The 20287-nt window shown below is 62.6% G+C and carries 21 protein-coding genes and 1 pseudogene; 6 read left to right on the top strand and 16 right to left on the bottom strand.

What is annotated here, in order from left to right; translation table 11 throughout:
* Nucleotides 1-32 precede the first annotated feature (32 nt).
* From HKD24_RS10015 to infC, 4 genes are all read left to right on the top strand, one after another.
* Nucleotides 33-953, top strand: a complete 921-nt coding sequence (locus HKD24_RS10015) for a glycosyltransferase family 9 protein (RefSeq protein WP_194260173.1) — start codon at nucleotides 33-35, stop codon at nucleotides 951-953.
* Nucleotides 950-2005 carry a glycosyltransferase family 2 protein gene (locus tag HKD24_RS10010; protein ID WP_194260172.1) on the top strand — a complete coding sequence of 352 codons (1056 nt, stop codon included), beginning with the start codon at nucleotides 950-952 and terminating at the stop codon, nucleotides 2003-2005. Before HKD24_RS10015 ends, HKD24_RS10010 begins: the two co-directional genes overlap by 4 nt.
* A gap of 113 nt (nucleotides 2006-2118) precedes the next feature.
* On the top strand, nucleotides 2119-4056 hold the full coding sequence (gene thrS, locus HKD24_RS10005; RefSeq protein WP_194260171.1) for a threonine--tRNA ligase: 1938 nt from the start codon (nucleotides 2119-2121) through the stop codon (nucleotides 4054-4056).
* A 153-nt stretch (nucleotides 4057-4209) separates the two neighbouring features.
* Nucleotides 4210-4731 carry a translation initiation factor IF-3 gene (gene infC / locus HKD24_RS10000; RefSeq protein WP_011252394.1) on the top strand — a complete coding sequence of 174 codons (522 nt, stop codon included), beginning with the start codon at nucleotides 4210-4212 and terminating at the stop codon, nucleotides 4729-4731.
* Between the two features lie 72 nt (nucleotides 4732-4803).
* On the opposite strand, the gene HKD24_RS09995 is transcribed toward infC, so the two are convergent.
* The 15 genes from HKD24_RS09995 to HKD24_RS09925 form a co-directional block, all read right to left on the bottom strand.
* Nucleotides 4804-6318, bottom strand: coding sequence for a tetratricopeptide repeat protein (locus tag HKD24_RS09995; protein ID WP_194260170.1), 1515 nt, complete (start codon nucleotides 6316-6318; stop codon nucleotides 4804-4806).
* Nucleotides 6319-6400: 82 nt separating this feature from the next.
* Nucleotides 6401-6769, bottom strand: coding sequence for a thiol-disulfide oxidoreductase DCC family protein (locus tag HKD24_RS09990; RefSeq protein WP_322783304.1), 369 nt, complete (start codon nucleotides 6767-6769; stop codon nucleotides 6401-6403).
* A gap of 7 nt (nucleotides 6770-6776) precedes the next feature.
* Nucleotides 6777-7505, bottom strand: coding sequence for an SIMPL domain-containing protein (locus tag HKD24_RS09985; RefSeq protein WP_194260169.1), 729 nt, complete (start codon nucleotides 7503-7505; stop codon nucleotides 6777-6779).
* Nucleotides 7506-7549: 44 nt separating this feature from the next.
* Nucleotides 7550-7894 (bottom strand): hypothetical protein, encoded by a 345-nt coding sequence (locus HKD24_RS09980; RefSeq protein WP_194260233.1) that lies wholly within the window; start codon nucleotides 7892-7894, stop codon nucleotides 7550-7552.
* A gap of 58 nt (nucleotides 7895-7952) precedes the next feature.
* Nucleotides 7953-9371 carry a HAMP domain-containing sensor histidine kinase gene (locus tag HKD24_RS09975; protein ID WP_194260168.1) on the bottom strand — a complete coding sequence of 473 codons (1419 nt, stop codon included), beginning with the start codon at nucleotides 9369-9371 and terminating at the stop codon, nucleotides 7953-7955.
* 6 nt (nucleotides 9372-9377) lie between these two features.
* Nucleotides 9378-10058 (bottom strand): winged helix-turn-helix domain-containing protein, encoded by a 681-nt coding sequence (locus tag HKD24_RS09970; protein ID WP_011252400.1) that lies wholly within the window; start codon nucleotides 10056-10058, stop codon nucleotides 9378-9380.
* 101 nt (nucleotides 10059-10159) lie between these two features.
* Complete coding sequence (locus tag HKD24_RS09965; protein ID WP_194260167.1) at nucleotides 10160-10345, bottom strand: hypothetical protein; 186 nt, start codon at nucleotides 10343-10345, stop codon at nucleotides 10160-10162.
* Between the two features lie 25 nt (nucleotides 10346-10370).
* Nucleotides 10371-11627, bottom strand: coding sequence for a S1C family serine protease (locus HKD24_RS09960; RefSeq protein ID WP_194260166.1), 1257 nt, complete (start codon nucleotides 11625-11627; stop codon nucleotides 10371-10373).
* An 87-nt stretch (nucleotides 11628-11714) separates the two neighbouring features.
* Nucleotides 11715-14222 carry an ATP-dependent helicase HrpB gene (gene hrpB / locus HKD24_RS09955; RefSeq protein ID WP_194260232.1) on the bottom strand — a complete coding sequence of 836 codons (2508 nt, stop codon included), beginning with the start codon at nucleotides 14220-14222 and terminating at the stop codon, nucleotides 11715-11717.
* Between the two features lie 92 nt (nucleotides 14223-14314).
* Complete coding sequence (locus HKD24_RS09950) at nucleotides 14315-14521, bottom strand: cold-shock protein (protein WP_194260165.1); 207 nt, start codon at nucleotides 14519-14521, stop codon at nucleotides 14315-14317.
* A 324-nt stretch (nucleotides 14522-14845) separates the two neighbouring features.
* Entirely contained in the window at nucleotides 14846-15676 is an 831-nt protein-coding gene (locus HKD24_RS09945) for an NADPH-dependent oxidoreductase (protein WP_194260164.1), read from the bottom strand.
* Between the two features lie 11 nt (nucleotides 15677-15687).
* Nucleotides 15688-16227, bottom strand: a complete 540-nt coding sequence (locus HKD24_RS09940) for an adenine phosphoribosyltransferase (protein WP_194260163.1) — start codon at nucleotides 16225-16227, stop codon at nucleotides 15688-15690.
* 88 nt (nucleotides 16228-16315) lie between these two features.
* A complete protein-coding gene (locus HKD24_RS09935) occupies nucleotides 16316-16666 on the bottom strand; it encodes a response regulator (protein ID WP_194260162.1) in 351 nt (116 codons plus the stop codon).
* Between the two features lie 27 nt (nucleotides 16667-16693).
* Nucleotides 16694-17962 (bottom strand): multidrug effflux MFS transporter, encoded by a 1269-nt coding sequence (locus tag HKD24_RS09930; RefSeq protein ID WP_194260161.1) that lies wholly within the window; start codon nucleotides 17960-17962, stop codon nucleotides 16694-16696.
* Between the two features lie 45 nt (nucleotides 17963-18007).
* Nucleotides 18008-18736 (bottom strand): TVP38/TMEM64 family protein, encoded by a 729-nt coding sequence (locus HKD24_RS09925; protein ID WP_194260160.1) that lies wholly within the window; start codon nucleotides 18734-18736, stop codon nucleotides 18008-18010.
* A 178-nt stretch (nucleotides 18737-18914) separates the two neighbouring features.
* Between HKD24_RS09925 and HKD24_RS09920 the strand changes: the two genes are divergently transcribed.
* Together HKD24_RS09920 and HKD24_RS09915 are read left to right on the top strand one after the other, a co-directional pair.
* Complete coding sequence (locus HKD24_RS09920; protein WP_194260159.1) at nucleotides 18915-19742, top strand: PadR family transcriptional regulator; 828 nt, start codon at nucleotides 18915-18917, stop codon at nucleotides 19740-19742.
* A 59-nt stretch (nucleotides 19743-19801) separates the two neighbouring features.
* Complete coding sequence (locus HKD24_RS09915; protein WP_024716682.1) at nucleotides 19802-20179, top strand: hypothetical protein; 378 nt, start codon at nucleotides 19802-19804, stop codon at nucleotides 20177-20179.
* 6 nt (nucleotides 20180-20185) lie between these two features.
* Here the strand turns inward: HKD24_RS09915 and HKD24_RS09910 are convergent.
* Nucleotides 20186-20287: pseudogene (locus HKD24_RS09910) on the bottom strand (IS5-like element ISMex42 family transposase); the annotation flags it as partial.

The raw sequence follows: 20287 nt of genomic DNA, 5'->3' as shown, positions 1-20287 counted from the left end.
GGCGTTCCGCAACACCCTGCTAAAGTCGGCGCATGAGTCGCATTCTTGTCATAAAGCTCGGCGCCCTGGGCGATTTCGTTCAGGCATTCGGAGCTTTCGCGTCCATCCGGGCCGCTTTTCCCCACGCCACACTGACCCTCCTGACCACCGCGCCCTTCGTGGATCTGGCCCGCGCCGCGCCGTGGTTCGACGAAATCCTCACGGATGACCGCCCGTCCCTGGCCAACCTGCTAGGACTGTGGGCGCTGTCAAAAAAGCTCCGCGGCTATGACCGGGTCTTCGATCTTCAGACCTCCGGCCGCTCGAAAACCTATTTCCGCCTTGCAGGACGACCCGAGCACTGGTCCGGTATCTCGGATGGCTGCTGCCATCCGCACGGCAATCCGTCCCGCAATGACATGCATACGCTGGCCCGTCTGGACGACCAGCTTCATGACGCCGGTGTCACACCCCTGCCCCGCAGTGTTCCACGCTGGCTTGAGGGACATGGGCCTGAAATTGCAGCCCCCTATGCCGTGCTCGTTCCGGGTGCAGCATTCCATCGTCCGCAGAAACGCTGGCCCACGTCACGCTTCGCCGAGATCGCCAATGCGCTTGCGGAAAAGGGTATCCGCCCGGTCATCGTAGGAACACAGGGCGAAGTACCACTGGCTCAGGACATCCTGCGCCTCTGCCCCACCGCCCTCGACCTGACGGGCCGGACCACGCTGCTGGAACTGGCTGGCGTACTGGACCGGGCGCAGATCGTGATCGGGAACGACACCGGACCGATGCATCTGGCTGCCGCGATGGACACGCCCTGCATCACGCTCTTCGGTCCTGACAGTGACCCACGCCTCACCGCTCCCCTCACGCCCACGGCAGGCCGGACGGACCTGATTGGGGTGCCCGATCTGGCAATGCTGCCAACATCCAGGGTTCTGACCTGCATGGAAGCGATGCTCTCCCGATGACCCGGGTCCGCTGTGTCATGATGCAGAAGAACGAGGCGGCCCTGCTGGAGCCATGGATCCTGTGGCACGCGGCAATCTTCGGCTTCTCCAATCTGACAATCATCGACAATGGCTCGACCGATCCGACAGTTCTGGACATCCAGACGCGGTATGAAGACAAAGGGGTGCGGATCGTCCGGGATCATGCGTCTCCCACGGATTTCCTGCACAAGGGGGACGTCATTGCCGGGATCATCCGGCAGTGGGATGCACAAGATGCGTACGATTTTGCCGTCCCACTGGACTGCGACGAATTCCTGACGGTCTTTCTGGATCAGCTTTCGCTCGATCCCGAAGTCATCCGGCGGCAATTCGATTATCTGGTGCAGGAAAACGCCACGTTCATCACGGACCGGCTTCTGCTGAATGTTCCGCTGGCACCCGATTACTACAGACCCCAGATCGTGCGGCGCGGGCTGTTCCGGGCGCAGACAATCGTCAGTCTGGACCGGGGGTTTCATAACCCGCAGAGCATCTATCCCGAGCGTTACGTGCGCACACCGTTCGTGCATCTCCATCTGCACAATCGCCCGGACTATGAAGAAATCCGCCGCTTCGCGCGGCAGAAGCTGGATGCGGCCAAAACGGGTTCCCCGCTGGAACACCCGAAAGACGGCACGCATCTGCATTACTATTTCAATGCCAGCCGCGAGGATTTTCTCGCCGGCTACAGGCTGGCACCGGATATCTATGCGCCGATGATTGCACAGCGCCTGCGGGAACTGGGTGTCGATCCGGATATCCTTCTGGGCACAGGCGACAACGTTCCGCATCCGCCCCTCAGCATCCCGTCCGGCTTTGTCGCACACCGGCCACTGGAGGACGGGCAGCAGCACGAATACCGGATGTTCGATCCTGTTTTCTATGCCCAGAACAACCCGGACGTGGCGCAGGACGCCTATTACGGGATCTGGCCGCTCATCCATTATCTGACCTGCGGATGGGATGAAGGCCGGCAGTCCGATCCCGGCAATGTCCCGCCGCTCGTGCTCCAGATGGACAAAGCGACCTGAAAACGGACTGTCTGTCCGTCTGGGGGTTGCAGCGCGGCGGGGATTGAGGCCATTTACCGGTTCGTTTTTCGGCAGAGCGATCTGCCGTCCCCACTCGCACAGGAGCGATCTCCATGCCCGCCATCACACTCCCCGACGGAAGCGTCCGCACATTCGACGGGACGGTGACGGGCACGACGATCGCGGCCTCCATCGGGCCAGGTCTCGCCAAAGCCGCCATGGCGATGGAAGTGGACGGCAAGCCCGTCGATATCGGCACCGAAATCAGCAGCGATGCGTCCGTGAAGTTCATCACCCGCAAGGATGAGGACGCGCTGGAGATGATCCGCCATGACGCGGCGCATGTTCTGGCCGAGGCCGTGCAGTCCCTGTGGCCTGAAACGCAGGTCACGATCGGACCGAGCATCAAGGACGGCTTCTATTACGATTTCTCCCGCGAGAAGCCGTTCACCCCGGAAGACTTCCCGGCCATTGAAGCCAAGATGCGCGAGATCGTGGCGGCCAATACGCCGTTCGTCCGTGAAGTCTGGGATCGTGACGAAGCCATCCGTTTCTTTGAAGAAAAGGGCGAGGACTTCAAGGCACAGCTCATTCAGGACCTGCCGGAAGACGAGCAGATCTCGATCTACCGTCAGGGTGAATGGCTCGATCTGTGCCGTGGCCCGCATCTGCGCACGACCGGCGATGTTGGCACGGCGTTCAAGCTGATGCGCGTGGCTGGGGCCTACTGGCGCGGCGACCACCGCAACCCCATGCTGACCCGCATCTACGGCACCGCCTGGCGCGACAAGAAAGAGCTGGACGCCCATCTCCTGCGCCTTGAGGAAGCCGAAAAGCGCGACCATCGCCGCATCGGCCGCGAGATGGACCTCTTCCACATCCAGGAAGAAGCCGTCGGCCAGATCTTCTGGCACCGCAAGGGCTGGCGCCTGTACACGGTCCTGCAGGACTACATGCGTCGCGCGCAGGAGCGGAACAACTACGAGGAAGTCCGCACCCCGCAGCTCGTGGATCGCGCCCTGTGGGAGGCTTCGGGCCACTGGGACAAGTATCGCGAGAACATGTTCGTCGCGACCGTCGAGGACGAGGACAAGACGCTTGCCCTCAAGCCGATGAACTGCCCGTGCCACGTGCAGATCTTCCGTCACGGCCTGCGCTCCTATCGTGAGCTGCCACTGCGGATGGCGGAATTCGGCGCATGCCACCGTTACGAGCCGTCGGGCGCGCTGCACGGCATCATGCGCGTGCGCGGCTTCACGCAGGACGACGCCCATATTTTCTGCACGGACGACCAGATCGCGGATGAGACCGCGAAGTTCGTGAAGATGCTGGCGGAGGTCTATTCCGACCTTGGATTCGACAGCTTCCGCGTGAAGTTCTCCGACCGTCCGGAAACGCGTGCGGGTTCGGACGAGGTGTGGGACCGGGCAGAAGGCTCGCTCAAGAAGGCCTGTGAGATTGCGGGCGTCGAATACGAGTACAATCCGGGCGAAGGCGCGTTCTACGGTCCGAAGCTGGAATTCGTGCTGACGGATGCCATCGGCCGTGACTGGCAGTGCGGCACGCTTCAGGTGGACTACGTCCTGCCGGAGCGTCTGGACGCATCTTACATCGGCGAGGACAGCAACCGTCACCGACCGGTCATGCTGCATCGCGCGATTCTCGGCAGTTTCGAGCGCTTCATCGGCATCCTGATCGAGCAGTACGCTGGCAAGTTCCCGCTCTGGCTGGCACCGACGCAGGTTGTCGTGGCGTCTATCGTCTCCGACGCCGCCGATTACGCCAATGAAGTCGCGGCAACGCTCAAGGCCGCGGGACTCCAGGTGGAGACCGACACCCGCAGCGACAAGATCAACGCCAAGATCCGCGAACACAGCCTTGCGCGCGTTCCGGTCATCCTTGTCGTGGGTCGCCGCGAGGCCGAGGAGCGCAAGGTCGCTATGCGCCGTCTGGGCGGCGCGGCACAGGAGATCCTGTCGCTCGACGACGCCGTTGCAGCGCTTGCGAAAGAGGCTCAGGCTCCCGACATCGCGCGCTTTGCAAAGGATTGAACGTAATCCCCTTGCACCGGGCGTAAGGCAGGACTATGTGCAGAAGGAACGGGATCGGAAATGGCCGTATCCCGCCTTTCTTCGTGAAGGCGGATGCCGGTGACCGGACCCGAGAGAAACTGATGACAGGAGCTGACCATAGCTAGACCGCCGATGCAGGCCGCGCCCACCCGTGAAGGACCGCGCGTCAACGAGGAAATCCGTGTTCCGCAGGTTCGTCTGATTGACGAAGAAGGCGAAATGCAGGGTGTCATGACGACCCGCGACGCCCTGATGCGCGCGTTTTCGGTGGGTCTCGACCTTCTGGAAATCAGCCCGACCGCTGTTCCTCCTGTCGTGAAGATTCTCGACTACGGCAAGTTCAAGTATGAGCAGCAGAAGAAGAAGAACGAAGCCCGCAAGAAGCAGAAGGTCATTGAGATCAAGGAAGTGAAGGTTCGTCCCGGTACGGGCGAGCATGATTTCCAGACCAAGCTCAAGGCCATTCACAGCTTTCTTGACGAAGGCGACAAGGTCAAGATTTCCCTGCGCTTCAAGGGCCGCGAAATGGCCCATCAGGAGCTCGGCATCAAGATGCTTGAGCGTATCCGCCAGGAAGTCGAAGAAAAGGCGAAGGTGGAGCAGATGCCCCGCCTTGAAAACCGCCAGATGCTGATGGTGATCGCACCCCGCTAAGGGGCGCTTTCAGCCCGCACATGAAAAACCGGCCGCCCTTTCGGGATCGGCCGGTTTTTTTATGCTTGTCCGTCAGGCGGCCTCGGCTTCGAGATTCGCCCGATAGAGCGCGACAAACTGCCGCAGCATTCCTGCGATCTCGGCAACCGGGCTTTCCCAGTCCCCCGAACGGGGCTGGCGGAAGATCCGCATGCTCGGATACCAGGGCGTCGTCGTGGCGGTTTCGCCCCAGCGCCAGCACGCATCGCTGCGTGAGATCATCCAGACCGGCAGGCCGAGCCCGCCAGCCAGATGGACGATGGATGTGTCCACACTGATCAGCAGGTCCACACCGTAAAGCCGGGCCGCCGTATCGGCGAAATCCGTGATCCCGTCCGTCACGTCGATCACGGGCAGGCCCGTTTCGGCAATCTGGTTTTTGGGCATGCCCAACTGGAAACTGACGAAACGGATGCCGCCCACATCCATCAGGGGAGCGAGTTTCTCCAGAGGGACGCTCCGCCGGCGATCAATCTGTGTGGCGACAGGATCATGTGACCGTGGATCACCGTTCCAGACGAGCCCGACAATCAGATCGGGCCGCTCCGTGTTTTCTGTCAGGCTCTGGCGAAGTGCGCCTCCTTCCCGGACCTGCTCTTCGGCGGGAACGGACAGGTATGGACAGTCGGGCGCTGTGGATGGTGTCATCTTCAGACGGAATGGCAGGCCAACCATCGGGCAGTGCAGATCCAGATGCAGCGCGGGATCGAGCACCGAGACGATCTGATCGATCCCTTCCACCCGTTCCAGAAGCCTGACCAGCGGGATGGGCACCTGCACCACGACCGTGGCCCCGCGCGCCTTGAGCAGAGGTACGAAGCGGATGAACTGGAGTGTGTCGCCGTAGCCCTGTTCGTGATGAACCAGGATGGTCTTGCCGTTCAGGTCTTCCCCTTCCCATTGCGGGATAGTGAGGTCCGTGCGCGGGATCTGGCAGCAGCGCCAGCGCCATTCATACTCCCGCCATCCCGCATCGAAATTTCCGGTTTTCAGCAGGCTGACCGCGCGTCCGAAACGACAGACGCCATTTTCGGGATCCAGCGCGATGGTCCTGTCATAATACGGCAGCGACTCCTCGCTCCGGTTAAGGCACTGCAGGGCATGCGCGATATTATTGATGGCCGGGACATGATCGGGACAGAGCGCATTGCCGGTCACGGCGTTCTCAAGGGCGTCTTCAAACAGTCCCTTGCGAGCCTGAACCAGACTGAGATCCACGTAATAGGGGGCTTCTGAAGGCTTCTGCTGGATCGCGACTTTCAGCGCCCGTTCCGCACCGTCCAGATCGCCGGCTTCCAGACAGACAATCCCCAGACGATGCCAGATTCTCGGGGCCTGTACATTCAGGTGCAGGCTCTTGAGATAGAAGCTACGCGCCTGCGGCCAGTCTTTGAAGCGTTCGTAAAGACATCCTGCCAGAAACGTGGAATGGGGATCCTGAGGCAGGGTCTGGATGCCTTCATGCAGCTTTTCGAGCGCAGACGGGATGTCGCCTGCCTCACCAAGAGCGAGAATGTCCTGCGCCAGCAAACGGAAAGAGTTGGGCATGAAGGCTCCTTTTTTTTCCGTCGTAGCGGACGCCTCCTAAGAAACCCTTAAAATCCTCCGTTTTCCTGTCCTGCTGTGCGGTTCAGCCTTCCAGCCTGCGGGTCAGGCGCTGCAGCAGCGGACGGATGTGCAGGAATTTTTTGTATCCCCATTCCAGAACGGCCAGAACGATCGGATTTCGGGCTGCAAGCCCCAGAGGACGCAGCAGGGGAATGGCGCGCCACATGGCGGCGAAGGCAGCGGCACCCTCGTAAAGATGCCCGTCTTCCTCGGCATGGAACCGGGCCAGCAGAGTGGCCCGGTCCAGCGGGCAGCCCTGGGCCGAATCCAGATTGATGAAGCGGATGGCACCACGCCGGTCCAGCCGTTTCATTAGCGCGATCTCACGCCGGCAGAGCGGACAGCCGCCGTCGAACCAGACCGTCACCATGATCTGCAATGCTCCGGCCACGGACGGTTCATGGCGACAGTTCCGCCTGCACGGAGACATTCACGCGAAGGGTCTGTTCATCCGGGCTACGCTGCGGCGGTGCGGAATCGGCCATACGCGCCGCCATGAGCATTACGGGACGCGGCCCCGGTTCCTGATAGGAAATGCGGACTTCCTTCAGGCGCGCAAGGCGCAGGCCCAGGGTCTGCGCACTCTGTTCGGCTTGGGAGCGGACCTTTTTCAAGGCTTCCGTCCGGGCTTCCTGCAAAAGCCTGTTCCGGGTGGCATCGTCGAGAGACCAGTCGAGGCCTTCCAGCATCAGGGACTGCGACTGAAGCTGTCCGGCCAGACCGAGCAGCTGCACGGAATCCTGTCCGCTGAGTTCAAGCTCCTGCCGGGCCGTCCAGCTCTTGGGACCATGCTCGGGCGTGTTTTCGTAGATGGAGTATCCGCCTGCCTTCGCCACGATTCCGTCCTGACCGCCCGCCAGCTTCATGGCAGCAGCCATTCGGGTGTTCACGTCCTTCTGGGCCGCAGCAGCAGACGAGCTGTCGGAGCGGACGGAAAGGCGGACCGTCAGTTCCGTTGGGACCGCATGGGCAGTGCCCATGACGCTGAAATCAAGCTGGGTGGTGTTCTGCTGCATGTCGGCTGCCTGTGCGGTGGAAAATACGCCTGTTCCGGACAGGGCGATGGGAGAAAAGGCCAGAGCAGCCGCCAGAAGTGGAACAGGCCGGGTCAGGGAAAAACGGATCATCAGGTCTCCTGAGGACAGGTGTCTTGAGGACGTCCGAAATGCCGTCAGCGCGGTTCCGGAGCGTGTTTCAGCAGAACCAACGCGCGGCGCAGGCGTTCGATCCCGGCGCGGACATGGCCCTGCGTGCAGAGAAGGTCTCCCTGCGCGCGCAGATGGCGGGCGTCTTCCATGATTCCTAGCGGAATGGCGGCGGGCGGAGCGGCCAGCCGGGCATCCACGTTTTTGCGCAGACGAGCGCAGTATTCCGCGTTTTCGGACGTCACCGGAATGGCGTCATCCAAACGTCCCGACGGCTGGTGCTGAACCGGGCGCAATGCCGGTGACGCAGCCAGACAGCCGAGCAGGCAGAAGGCCGGTAGAACGGTCGGTGAAGGAAGGAAGACGCGCATCACGGCGTGTGTAACCTATTCCTGCTAAGCGCAGGGTGGGGCGTGAATGAAACTTCCGTCATCCCTTTTTTGATACGACAGGCACGACCGGAAGCAGGAGGGTCGCAGACAGACCCGGTTGTCCGGCTTTCAGCTCCAGGGAGCCGCCGTGCAGGCTCATGACAGCCTGCACTAGCGAAAGCCCCAGCCCGGCACCCGGCGTGTTACGTGCCGTTTCGGCACGGAAGAAGCGTTCTGAAGCACGGCTCAGATCGTCCTCGTTCATCCCCGGCCCCTGATCTGCAACCGTAATCGCCAGACGATCACCCCGCATCTCCACCGAAAGGGTAATGACCGTATCGGGCGGGGCGAACTTGATGGCGTTGTCCAGCAGATTGGCCACGGCCTGTTGCAGCAGGTGCGGATCACCGTTGACCGGCTGGACCGGCCCTGCCCTGAAGACCAGACGCAGGCCTGCATCCTCGACAGAGGCCTCGTAAAGTTCGCTCAGCCCTTCCAGCAACGGGCGCAGGTCCAGAACCGTGAAGGCGGCCCGTCTGGCCCCGGCCTCGAGCTGAGCGATTCTTAGCAGAGCCTCGAAAATCGACGTGACCCGGTCGAGATCCATGACTGCGCGGTCGATGGCGGCGTGAAGCTCCTCGGCGGAGGTGGCAGTACGGTTGGCGTCCTCAAGGCGCGCGCGGGCGCGGGCGATCGGGGTGCGCAGATCATGGGCGATGGCATTGGAGACCTGTTTGACGCCATCCATCAGGCGGTTGATCCGCTCCAGCATGGTGTTGACGGTCTGACCCACCAGATCCGTCTCATTGCCGGTCAGCGGGATGCGCTGGCTCAGATCGCCCTGCGCGACGGCCGCCGTAGTGCGGGCGATGGAGCGGACGACCTGCCGGAAGATCCGCCGGATCGCCAGTGCGCCACCGGCTGCCAGCAATGTCACCATGATCCAGGACCAGATCAGCGTATCGGTCAGGACGTGCCGGACAAGCTGTCGCCCGCGGACATCGCGCCCGACAATCATCCGGAAGCCATGTGTCAGGGGATAGGCGTGCATCTTGGCGTTGGTGCGGAACCCATCGCGCTTGATGGCCAGTTCGTAAAACGTATCCAGCCGGGTGATGACGACAGGCCAGCCCGGCAGGTTCCCGGCATATTTCCGTCCATCCGGACCGACCAGAAGATACAGTTCGTCGTCATCGACGTTCTGGTCCAGCCGGTCCTGGATGGCGAGGCTGAGCGCGGTGGGACCGCCCTGCGCCCAGCGATGGGACAAATCGGCGGCATCGACCTGTACCGCAACCTCAACCTGATGGTCGAGCTGGCCGGTCGTATTCCACCAGATGAAGGACAGGAACGCCCCGGCCGAAATCACGAAGACGAGGCCATAAGCCAGAGCGAAGTTCAGTCCGGCCGAACGGATCGGCCAGCGCAGGCGCCGTTTCAGGACCAGTCCCAAACAGCGGACCTTGCGCCGCAGCATCAACAATCAGTCCGCCCGCAGGATGTAGCCGGCATTGCGGATCGTGTGGATCATGGGCTTGTCGAACGGCTTGTCCACTTTCTGGCGCAGGCGCGAGACATGTACGTCGATCACGTTGGTCTGCGGATCGAAATGATAGTCCCACACGCGCTCGAGCAGCATGGTGCGGGTCACGACCTGCCCGGCATGACGGATCAGGAACTCCAGCAGGCGGAACTCGCGGGGCTGAAGGTCGATCTTCTCGCCGCCACGTTTGACGGTGCGGGACAGCAGATCCATTTCCAGATCGCCAACCACAAGCCGCGTCTGCGGCGCGCTTTCCGGGCGGCCACGACGGCCCAGCGCCTCGACACGCGCCAGAAGTTCGGAGAAAGCGAAAGGCTTGGTCATGTAGTCGTCGCCGCCGGCCTTGAGACCGGCCACACGCTCGTCCACATCCGCCAGCGCCGAGAGCAGCAGGACCGGCGTGGCATTCTTCTGCCCGCGCAGGGTTTCCAGAATCCGCAGACCGTCAATGCCGCCAGGCAGCATCCGGTCCAGGATCACGACGTCATAATTCTCGCTGACGGCCAGAAACAGGCCGTCCTTGCCATTATCCGCCTCATCAACGACATGCCCGGCCTCCCGCAGGCCCTTGAGCACGAAAGCACGGACAGTCGGATCGTCCTCGACCAGCAGAATACGCATCGTTGTCTTTCTTCCTTCCGAACGCAGTCTTGCCGTTCCCGTGCGGAAGAATACCGGCTTGGCCGGAGCCGTCAAAGGCGCTTGTTACAGAAAAGCTCTGCCTAGCGCGGGATGGCGTTGTCGAAATCGTCCTGCTGCGCGTCACGCAGGGAGGACGCGCTGATCGGGCCCCATGAGAACGGGGACGCTTCCGACGGTCCATCCCGGTAGCCGCTGCGATCATGTGACGGGGGAACGGCGCTGCATCCGGCAAGAGCACCCAGCAGAAAGACACCACACAGTCCCATGCGGATTTTTCTGCCGGATGGCGGCTCAGTCATCGGCATCGCGGGGACGCGCGCCGACATGGATGGGCAGCGTCAGGGACTGTTTGCCCCGCTGGATCCGGAATGTCAGAACCACGCCCGGACGGGCCGCCGCAATACTCCGCAGCAACATCCGCGCGCTGGTGACAGGCACAGTATCTACCTGTGTGACGATATCCCCGCGTCGCAGACCGCCCTTCTGTGCAGGGCCACCATTATCGACACCGGCGATACCGATGGTCGTATCGCTGTCATCGAGCGTGATGCCGAGCCAGCCATGCTCGGCATGGCCGGTCGCCTCGATTTCCGCGACGATCGGGGCCACGATTTCGGACGGGATGCCAAAACCGATCCCGACCGAACCGCCCGCCGGGGTTACGATGGCAGCGTTCACGGCCACGACCTGTCCGCGCATGTTGAAGGCCGGGCCGCCCGAATTGCCAGGATTGATCGGGGCGTCGAGCTGGATGAAATCGTCGAGCGAGCCGATCCCCAGATCGCGCCCGACCGCCGAAACGATGCCCGCTGTCACGGACGACCCGAACCCGAACGGATTGCCCGCGACAAGAATCCAGTCCCCGATATCGGTCTGCTGGCTGTCACCCCAGGTGACGTGCGGAAGCGGCTCGGGGCTGTCGACCTTGATGACCGCGATATCCGTCAGTGGATCGGCCCCCAGCAGACGCGCCGGCATTTCATGCCCGTTGGACAGCGAGACCACGACCTTGTCCGCGCCGCCCACGACATGGCGGTTCGTGACGATGATGCCGGACGGATCGACGATGAAGCCCGATCCGGCGCCAACCATTTCTTCCTGCTGACGCTTCATTCGGTCCCGGTAACGCTTTTCGAGCGGAGTGCCGCGAATCTGGGGCGGGATGTGGTCGTGCCCGTCCGGGCTGTTCTGCGTAATGGCGATGTTGACGACCGCCGGGATCACCTGCCGCACCAGCGGGGCGAAGCTCAGCGGACCGTATTTGACCAGAAGCGGCGGCAGAGCGGGCGCAGGCGCAGGAACAACGGCGGGCTGTGTCGGGATGCCCTGCGCGTCCGTGTTTTCGCCCGCGACCGTGCGATCGGGGATGATCGTCGGGAGCATTTTCGGCGCGGGCGCCTGCATGACCAGCGGTTTTTGCGGCTGTTCCGCAGGATGCGGGACCGGCTGCACAGTATTCCCATGGCCGCGCAAAGCCAGCATCAGCCCCACCGTCACGACAGTGGCTGTTCCGGCACCGATCGCAGCAGCCTGCAGGGCGCGGTTCATGGGAAACAGGACAGGAACATCGTCATAGCCATGCTGCTAACACAGAATTGTTCCACATCCTAAGATCATGGCAAAGATCGCGTCGAATCAACGCCTCGGGCGCGGTTTGGGGGGCTCAGCGGTCGCAGGATCCTCGGGCCAGTCGTGACGGGGGTAGCGTCCGCGCATGTCCCGGCGCATATCGGCCCAGCTTCCTTTCCAGAATCCCGCCAGATCGGCCGTGATCGCCTGCGGACGCCCGGCCGGGGACAGGAGCGCGCATTGCAGGGCAAGCTGCCCATCGGCAAGCTGCGGCGTCTGGGCCGTGCCGTAAAAAGCCTGCGCGCGGGCGGAGACCGTGGGGACCGCGCCGGTATAGTCGATGTCGTGCGTGCTGGCTTTCAGCGTCAGACGCGGCGGGAGCTTGCGGTCCAGCGCGGCGAGATCGGCATAATCCAGACGGGCGCGGAGAATGGAGAGCAGGTCCAGCGCCTTGACCTGCGACAGGCGGTCACACCCGGCCAGATAGGGCTCCAGCCAGTCGAGCGACGCAGCCAGTCCGTCATCGGACATGTCCGGCAGATGGGGCGCATAGGTCGCGCGGGCATGGGCCACGCGGGCCTGGAACTGGCGCCCGGCCTCTGTCCAGGTCAGAGCCTGCGCCAGATTCGCGGCGACCTGCTGTATCAGGAGCTTCTGGGCTTCTTCGGGGCTGATTTCGCCATTGCGATCGCGCAGGACCAGCGCGCCCAGACGGAGCCTGCGGCGGGCGATGATGCGGCCGGAGGTGCCGTCCAGCGTCGTTTCAACCTGCTCGCGGGTCCGGTCCAGCAGGGTCTGCGGCAAATTTTCAGCGTCCAGCGGGGCTGCGAGCGTGATTTCCGTTGAGGTCCGCGTATGGAATGCCGCACCGGCCAGCAGCTTTTCGCGGGCCAGCGGATCATTGGCTGAAACGCGGGCACTCCCCCCGCCTGCCAGCCGGAAACGCCCGAGTTCGCCCGCTGCCTGCGCGACACGATCCGGGAAGCCGGCAGCAAGCAACGCGCCTGCGTGGTCCGGCAGGGGTGCGAGCGGCACGTCCCGCTCTCCCATGCGGCGCAGGAAGCGTTTGGCGGACTGACGCATATGGAACAGGCTGGCGCGATCCGCGCGGGGATCGTCGCGTTCGAATAAAGCGAGCCGTGTGCGGATATCGGCGCCCGGCGCGGGGCCGGAAGGACGGTTCGGGCGCGGACGGAGCGGGTCACGCTCTTCCAGCAGGGCCGCCAGACAGGCCGCTGTCACACGCTCCGGCAGGCTCCGGGCCGCGCAGAGCATCGCGGCCAGACGCGGATGCGTGCCGAGAGACGCCATGCGCTTGCCGAGTACGGTGATACGGTTGGCGTCATCGAGCGCCCCGAGATCGCGCAGCAGTTCTCGCCCACCGGCCAGCACACCGGACGGAGGTGTATCCAGCAGCGGCAGATTGTCAGGCGCTGTCCCCATGACCTCCTGCCATGCGGCCGTCACGAGCGCGAAATCCGTAAGATCGGCGACGAGGATTTCTGGCGCGTCCTGAGGGCGCAAACTGCGCTGCGTCATTTCCGACCACAGGCGGATGGCGATGCCCGGAGACTGCCGTCCCGCACGGCCTGCGCGCTGGGTCGCGGTAGCACGCGATATTTTCAGCGTTTCCAGCCGCGACAGGCCGGTATTCGGATCAAGACGTGGGGCCCGGCGCAGGCCGCCATCGACGACGATCCGCACGCCAGAAACGGTGACGGAGGTTTCGGCAATGGACGTCGCCAGCACGACGCGGCGCGTGTCGGACGGGGCGATGGCGCGGTCCTGATCCTCGGTGGTCTGTTCGCCATGCAGCGGAAAGACTGGAACCGTGCCCTCCAGAAGCGCCTGTGTGCGGCGGATTTCGCCGACGCCGGGCAGGAAGGCGAGGATGTCGCCGTCTTCTTCCGCCAGAGCCTGACGGATCGCGCGGGCGCAGGCTTCGGGCAGGTCCCGCATATGGGGAATGTCGCGGGTGTGGCGGATGTCGATGGGATACTGGCGGCCTTCGCTCTCGATCAGCGGGGCGTTCATCATCGTCGTGAAGGCACGGCCATCGGGCGTGGCGGACATGGCCAGAACCCGCAGATCCGGCCGCATTTCGCGCTGCATGTCCAGACAGAACGCCAACGACGCATCCAGATCCAGCGAGCGTTCATGCACTTCATCGAACAGCACCGCACCCACACCATCGAGCAGCGGATCAGTCAGCAGGCGGCGCAGGAGCAGCCCTTCGGTCACGACCTCGATGCGTGTTCTGACGGACATGGCGGAATCGGTGCGGGTGCGGAAGCCCACGATGCCGCCCGGCTTTTCACCCAGCGAGGACGCCATGCGCGACGCCGCACCACGAACCGCCACGCGCCGGGGTTCCACAAGAATGAGGCGCTGCATTCCGAGCCAGGGCGCATCCAGAAGCGCGAGCGGCGTCAGCGTCGTCTTGCCCGCCCCGGGCGGGGCGACGAGGACAGCGTTGGGCTGCGTCTCCAATGTTGCCAGAAGCTCCGGCAGGATGGCCGTGACGGGAAGTTCGGGAGGAAGGGTAAAAGTCAGGGCGCGGCTCCGGCACAGCAGATCAGAGCCGCTGTTATACCGTGCGTCGGCGCGAAAGCGATGGCGTGGAAAAGTGCCTGAAACGAAAAATGGTGGCCGAAGCCACCATTTCTTCAGAGCGCCTTGAGGCTTCCTGCGGACTTGCGTCCGTTACGGCCGTCTTCAATCTCGTAAGAGACCTGCTGGCCTTCATTCAGGTTCTGCAACCCGGCTTTTTCGAGAGCAGAAATGTGAACGAAAACGTCTGTGGTGCCGTCGCTGGGCTGGATGAAACCGAAGCCCTTCGTGGCGTTGAGCCACTTTACTGTACCTGTCGCCATTGCAGGTCTCCTTTGATAACGCAGCTTTACGCGCAAACATTCACGTAATCAGTTTTTTCAGAGAGGGAAGGTGCGATCACGCGAATGAGCGATCGGCGATATTCTCCAGCCAGAAAAACAGCTGCACTCAGAATATGCCTGAACATTTGGCTGGGAAGCAAGCTCAAAATAAAACCTGCTTTGCATATTTCATATGAGAAGTTTTCGTAGAAAAGATTTATTTTCAGCTTCCAGTAATTGCATCAAATCCCTAGAAAACAGATCTTTAACCTCTTTAAAACTTCGACGGAAAAGGAATTTCTTTTCCATACCCGGGCTTCACGTTTAGCGGAGCGGAAAGCCGAGCTTGTGCAGGACCGTGCGCATGACGTGTCGTCCGCTCAGGCCTTTGAAGCTGTCTACCCGTTTTGCCACCGTTTCCGACCAGGCCCGGGAGGTCAGGCCCTGTTCCTTCTGGTAGTCATCCGCGATGCGATCATAGGCTGCGATTCCTTCGGCCTCGTTTTCCGTGCTGTAACGCTCGCGGTGCAGGACGACATCCTGTCCCAGACGCGGCTTGTAGCCGTTCTGGGCAGCGGGATCAGGTTTACCGACACAGAGCCCGACGACCGCGACCGAACGTGGCGGAAGAGACAGGAGACTGGCGACTTCTTCAGGATGGTTGCGCAGGCCGCCGATATAGACTGTACCCAGACCAAGGGATTCGAACGCAGTCACGGCGTTCTGGGCAGCGATCCCAGTATCGAGCGTCGCCATGAGGAACGTCTCCTGATAGTCGAGCGCCTCATGCCCCATCCCTGCCCGCTCGGCGATCCGCTCCAGCCGGGCCAGATCGACGATCCAGGCCAGGAACAGGGGCGCAACCTCGATATGCTTCTGGTTGCCACAGAATTCGGCCAGTCGGGCGCGCGTTTCCGGATTTTCGACGGCCACGACAGACCAGACCTGAAGATTGCTGGACGTAGCGGCCGAGGACGCCGCAGCGATACCGGCTTCCAGCGTGCCTTCCGGCAGGGCGTCGGGCAGATAGGCCCGGACCGAATGATGTGACAGCAGCAGGTCGAGCACCGCGTTGTCCGGCAGGGTTTTCGGCGCCGGCGTGCGGTACCGTGTCTGCCACAGCGTGGAAATCCGTTCGGAAGAGGTGCCCGACATCTGGTGTTTCCTTATTCGTCGTATGTCATCAGAGCGTTCAGCGGAACGTCCAGTTTCTCACGGCCCTTCAGGTCCGCCAGTTCGATGAGCACGGAAGCACCCACGACTTTGGCCCCGACCTTGCGCAGAAGATCGATGGAAGCCGCAAGCGTGCCGCCCGTTGCCAGAAGATCGTCCAGCACCACGACGCGCTGGCCCGGCTTGATGGCATCGGCCTGGATGTGCAGTTCGTCCTCGCCGTATTCGAGGCCGTATTTCAGGGAAATGGTCTTGCCCGGCAGCTTGCCCGGCTTGCGGAGCATCGTGAAGCCGCAGCCCAGACGCAGGGCGAGCGGAGCGGCTGTCAGGAAGCCGCGGCTCTCGATTCCAGCCAGGATGTCCGGCTGCCAGGCGGCGATCACGCGGGCCAGACGGGCGGTGGCGACCTGCCAGGCATCGGGCGAGCGGATCAGGGTCGAGATGTCGTAGAACAGGATGCCCGGCTTCGGAAAATCCGGAATCTCGCGAATGTAGTTCTTGAGATCGAGGGGCTGGGGATCCTGAAACGACATGGCGGCACTGCTTTCATCTGGTCATGGCAAACAGCGCGGCATGTAGGGGACTCTCCCCCCCGACTCAAGTCCGGATTGCGCCGGACGCCTAACCTTGAGCCTGCTCCTGGGCCTGTTTGATGGCCGCAAGAAGCCCTGCTTTGCGGAACGGTTTGGGCAGGACGGCCATGCCCTGCGGTGCCATAGCGCTCTCTTCATAGTCGCCCGACATGAGCACGACGGCCATCTGCGGGCGACGCTCGCGCAGCAGATGCGCGATTTCCAGACCGTTCTGTGCGCCGGGCAGGTTCAAATCCGTCACCAAAAGGTCCGGCGCCTCATCCCCTTCCAGCGCCGCAGCACCGTCCAGGACATGGCGCACGTTCCAGCCTTCGCGCACCAGAACCGTCTCGACCACCAGGGCGATGGCGGCATCGTCTTCGACAAGCAAGGCTTTCATGGCAGGGCCCTCATGACGGATATTGTCTCAGGAATGGGTCGATGGTTCTGCCACGGCAGGCAGGTTGGGGCGCAGCAGGGCAAACCCCATGGCCGCAACGAAAGCAAAGCACAGGAAGAGCGCCATGGGAACGGCGGTCCCTGACGGCACCAGTCCGAACAGGGCACTGGCCACGGCACCGAAAAGATACTGCATCGTTCCCGCCAGAGCCGAGGCCGATCCGGCGCGGTCCGACTGTTCGGAAAGAATGCCCACCATGGAGTTCGGACCGATAATGCCCGTGGGCGCCATCGTGATGATGAGCGCGACAATAAGCGGCCACAGGAACATCGCCTTGATATGGCCCTGCGGATCGACATCATAGTTCGAGACCAGCGCCAGCAGCAGCAGGATGGCACAGCCTGCCAGACTGACACCCAGCGCGGAGAACAGCATCCGGCCTGTGCTGACCCGTCCCACGAACTGCCCGTTGATGGCAGATGCGCCGATCATGCAGATCGCGAACAGGCCGAAGAGCATGCCGTAATGGAACGGCGACATGCCGAACACGTCCTCGAACAGCATGGGAGCGGCCGTCAGATAGGTGAAGGTCACGAAGCCCAGGAAGCTCCAGACCAGACCATTCGTGATGAAGCTACGGGTCCGCAGGATATAGATATAGCGTTCGATGATGGAGACGGGTCGCAGATCCCGCCGATCATGTGGTGCCAGGGTCTCGGGGAAAATCGTCATCAGCAGAAGCGTACAGATCCCGCCATAGACGGCCGTGGCCCAGAAAATAACGCGCCAGTCCACGAATTTCAGCGCAAAACCGCCCAGCATGGGCGCCAGAATTGGAACGGTACCCTGAATGACGATCAGACGGGACATCATTTTCGAGGAGGCGTCACCCTCCGTCAGGTCACGGATGCAGGCATTTGGCACCACGAGTCCGGCCGAGGCCATGATGGCGGAAAAAACGCGGCAGATGCACAGGAACGTCATGCTCGGCGCCAGTGCACAGCCGATTTCGCCCAGCGTGTAACCCAGCATCCCGATCAGCAGCGGCCAGCGGCGACCGAACCGGTCGGAAATCGGGCCGATGGTGATCTGTCCGATGGCCAGCCCGATCACCCAGGCCGCCATCGTCGCACTTCCCGAGCCCGCAGCCGTATGAAGCTGACGCTCCATTTCGGGCAGCGCCGGCAGGTAGACATCCGTCGAGACGGGCCCGACAGCCGTAAAGATTCCCAGCAGAACCGGCAGCCATGCGGGCAGGGGATCTCCCCGTCTGAATGTCATGTTCTGGTCTGTCATGCGCGTCTGCCTGTTCAATTCAGGTTGCGTGGTGGGAAGCTTTTTTCAGGAAGCCGGAGTGTCTGCGTTGTCCTTTGGGACGGTCTGGCCATGCTGCCGGAGCAGAACGGCACCCAGCACACCGGACACGACGAACAGGATTCCCGCAAGCCCCAACTGAAGGACATGCCCGATCCGCGTTCCCGATCCCACCAGAACGAAGATCAGTGTCTGGGGCAGTCCTCCGAGAAACGTCGCGACTGAAAATGGCAGCAACGGCAGCTCAAACAGCCCCGCCGCCGTCGAAACAAGCAGGGCGGACCCCACCGGCATCAGCCGCAGTGTCAGGACTGCCCGGAAAGGCCTTGCATGGAGCGTTCGGGCAAGAGCGGTATAATCCGCTTCCAGCCTGTCATGCAGCCGGGCCCGGAATGCGGCCGGAGCCAGCGCCCGCGCCCATCCATAGGCCAGAACCGCCCCCAGCATATAGGCCAGCGAACACAGGACAAGCCCGCCCCACAACCCGAAGGCCAGCCCTGCCGCCACACAGAGCGCCTGACGCGGCAGTCCGCACGCGCTGTAGGGCACGGCCAGCAGCAGGAACCACAGCGGCGCGCCTGGTGTCTCGTGCCAGTGCGGCGCGTTTTCCAGCAGGTGATGAATGAACGGCAGGCGCTGAAGGGCCGCCACCAGCACCAGCATCGCGCCAATCGTCAAAGCGGCGCGCCAGGGTACGAGCTGTCGCAGCGTGCGACGCAGTTCCGGATCGGGAGGAAGAGAGATCGGGCTACCCATCCCTGCCCGATACCAGCCGCAGGCCGTCGCGGCTATGGGCGGGCACGTAAACAGGAGTTCATGCTGGCACCCCTGCCGCAGGGACAGGGCTTCAGGGAAAAATTATCCGGCTGCATTTTCCTCTTGAAGATATATCTTAAGATACTATATCGTTCGATATATCGAATAGGAGAACACAATGTTCAAACACAAGACTGACCGCTTCAACACAGACCGTCCGGATGCCGGACAGCGCCCCCATCGCGGCCATCGCCGTGGTCTTTCCCGCATGGGACGTCCCGTCGCAGAAGGCGAAGAGCGTGGCGAAGGCCGTGGCGAAAAGCGCGGTGGCCGTCATCGCGGCATGGACCGCGGCGAGGGCGAGTTCGGCCGTCGGCACGGCGGACGTGGTGGCCCCGGAAGCAGAATGGGGGGTGGACGCTCCGGTGGCCGGTTCGGCAAGGGCTTTGGCGGCGATCTGGGGAGCGAAGGCTTCACACGCGGCCGCAAGCTGACAGCCGATGAGCTTCAGCTCGTCATTCTCGCCCTGCTCGCAGAGGCCCCTGCCCATGGCTATGAGCTGATCCGGCGCCTCGAAGAACGGTCCGGTGGCTTCTACAAGCCCAGCCCCGGCGTGATCTACCCGTCCCTCACCTATCTGGAAGAGACCGGCCTGGCCGCCGTTACCCAGGAAGGCAACCGCAAGCTCTACAGCCTGACGGAAGAGGGAAAGGCGCATCACGAAGCCAACAAAGAGGAGGCCGCCCGCATCCTCGACATCATGAGCCGGATCGGTGCCCGTATGGCGGACGTGCGTGACGCCTTCACCGGCATCAACGACCTCGACCCGACACTGGGACAGGAATTCCATGACGCACGTTTTGCGCTGAAGACCGCCCTGAAATCCCGCCGTGGCGCAGATGCGGAAGAACTGCGGCGGATCGTGGCCATCCTGCGCCGTGCCGCTGCGGAAATCGCAGGTCCGGCTGCTGACGAGGCGTCTTCGGAAAATGCTCAGGCCGAATAAGGCCTGAGACACCGGAGCACCTCTCCCAACGGCAGGCACAATGCCGTAAAGGATGGTTCATGATCGTTCAGGACCATCCCCATTTCTGCAACATGCCCGAGGATATGCGGTATTACCGGCCGGAGCATTTCGGAGAAGGATTCATCGAGAAATCGATGGTCTTTCTTCTGCCCGAACGGCTGAAGAAGTTCCGGCGCAATCTATGGCATGTGCGGCGCAACCCCGGGGACGATGCGGTCTATATGCCCCTGTTCCGGGTCAACTGCATCCTGCCGTCCGAACCCGCACCCGCCGGGCTTCAGGGGCCGTTCGACGTCTATCCCTTCTATACCCGCACCACAAAAACCCGCAGCCGCGAGCTGGATTACTATGTCCTGTTCATTTTCCGCGACCGCATGTCCTGGATGCGCTGCAAGGCCCTGCTGGAAAAATCCTAGGGCCTGTTAGCACTTGATCCAGTCTGCAGCAGCAGCGATGTGTATGACGGCAAGGAATGACGCCGCTGTTTTTTCGTATCTGGTCGCGACTGCACGCCACTCCTTGAG

The sequence above is a fragment of the Gluconobacter vitians genome (assembly GCF_015244565.1).
GTDB classification, from domain to species: domain Bacteria; phylum Pseudomonadota; class Alphaproteobacteria; order Acetobacterales; family Acetobacteraceae; genus Gluconobacter; species Gluconobacter vitians.
The sequence above is the reverse complement of the archived record's forward strand: the minus strand, read 5'-3'. Positions and strand labels throughout refer to the sequence as shown.

What these genes read in the sequence shown, in the direction of transcription:
- HKD24_RS10015 (WP_194260173.1), top strand. Translation starts at nt 33, where the DNA reads ATGAGTCGCATTCTTGTCATAAAGCTCGGCGCCCTGGGCGATTTCGTT.
- HKD24_RS10010 (WP_194260172.1), top strand. Translation starts at nt 950, where the DNA reads ATGACCCGGGTCCGCTGTGTCATGATGCAGAAGAACGAGGCGGCCCTG.
- thrS (WP_194260171.1), top strand. Translation starts at nt 2,119, where the DNA reads ATGCCCGCCATCACACTCCCCGACGGAAGCGTCCGCACATTCGACGGG.
- infC (WP_011252394.1), top strand. Translation starts at nt 4,210, where the DNA reads ATGCAGGCCGCGCCCACCCGTGAAGGACCGCGCGTCAACGAGGAAATC.
- HKD24_RS09995 (WP_194260170.1), bottom strand. Translation starts at nt 6,318, where the DNA reads ATGCCCAACTCTTTCCGTTTGCTGGCGCAGGACATTCTCGCTCTTGGT.
- HKD24_RS09985 (WP_194260169.1), bottom strand. Translation starts at nt 7,505, where the DNA reads ATGATCCGTTTTTCCCTGACCCGGCCTGTTCCACTTCTGGCGGCTGCT.
- HKD24_RS09980 (WP_194260233.1), bottom strand. Translation starts at nt 7,894, where the DNA reads ATGCGCGTCTTCCTTCCTTCACCGACCGTTCTACCGGCCTTCTGCCTG.
- HKD24_RS09975 (WP_194260168.1), bottom strand. Translation starts at nt 9,371, where the DNA reads ATGCTGCGGCGCAAGGTCCGCTGTTTGGGACTGGTCCTGAAACGGCGC.
- HKD24_RS09970 (WP_011252400.1), bottom strand. Translation starts at nt 10,058, where the DNA reads ATGCGTATTCTGCTGGTCGAGGACGATCCGACTGTCCGTGCTTTCGTG.
- HKD24_RS09965 (WP_194260167.1), bottom strand. Translation starts at nt 10,345, where the DNA reads ATGGGACTGTGTGGTGTCTTTCTGCTGGGTGCTCTTGCCGGATGCAGC.
- HKD24_RS09960 (WP_194260166.1), bottom strand. Translation starts at nt 11,627, where the DNA reads ATGAACCGCGCCCTGCAGGCTGCTGCGATCGGTGCCGGAACAGCCACT.
- HKD24_RS09950 (WP_194260165.1), bottom strand. Translation starts at nt 14,521, where the DNA reads ATGGCGACAGGTACAGTAAAGTGGCTCAACGCCACGAAGGGCTTCGGT.
- HKD24_RS09945 (WP_194260164.1), bottom strand. Translation starts at nt 15,676, where the DNA reads ATGTCGGGCACCTCTTCCGAACGGATTTCCACGCTGTGGCAGACACGG.
- HKD24_RS09940 (WP_194260163.1), bottom strand. Translation starts at nt 16,227, where the DNA reads ATGTCGTTTCAGGATCCCCAGCCCCTCGATCTCAAGAACTACATTCGC.
- HKD24_RS09935 (WP_194260162.1), bottom strand. Translation starts at nt 16,666, where the DNA reads ATGAAAGCCTTGCTTGTCGAAGACGATGCCGCCATCGCCCTGGTGGTC.
- HKD24_RS09930 (WP_194260161.1), bottom strand. Translation starts at nt 17,962, where the DNA reads ATGACAGACCAGAACATGACATTCAGACGGGGAGATCCCCTGCCCGCA.
- HKD24_RS09925 (WP_194260160.1), bottom strand. Translation starts at nt 18,736, where the DNA reads ATGGGTAGCCCGATCTCTCTTCCTCCCGATCCGGAACTGCGTCGCACG.
- HKD24_RS09920 (WP_194260159.1), top strand. Translation starts at nt 18,915, where the DNA reads ATGTTCAAACACAAGACTGACCGCTTCAACACAGACCGTCCGGATGCC.
- HKD24_RS09915 (WP_024716682.1), top strand. Translation starts at nt 19,802, where the DNA reads ATGATCGTTCAGGACCATCCCCATTTCTGCAACATGCCCGAGGATATG.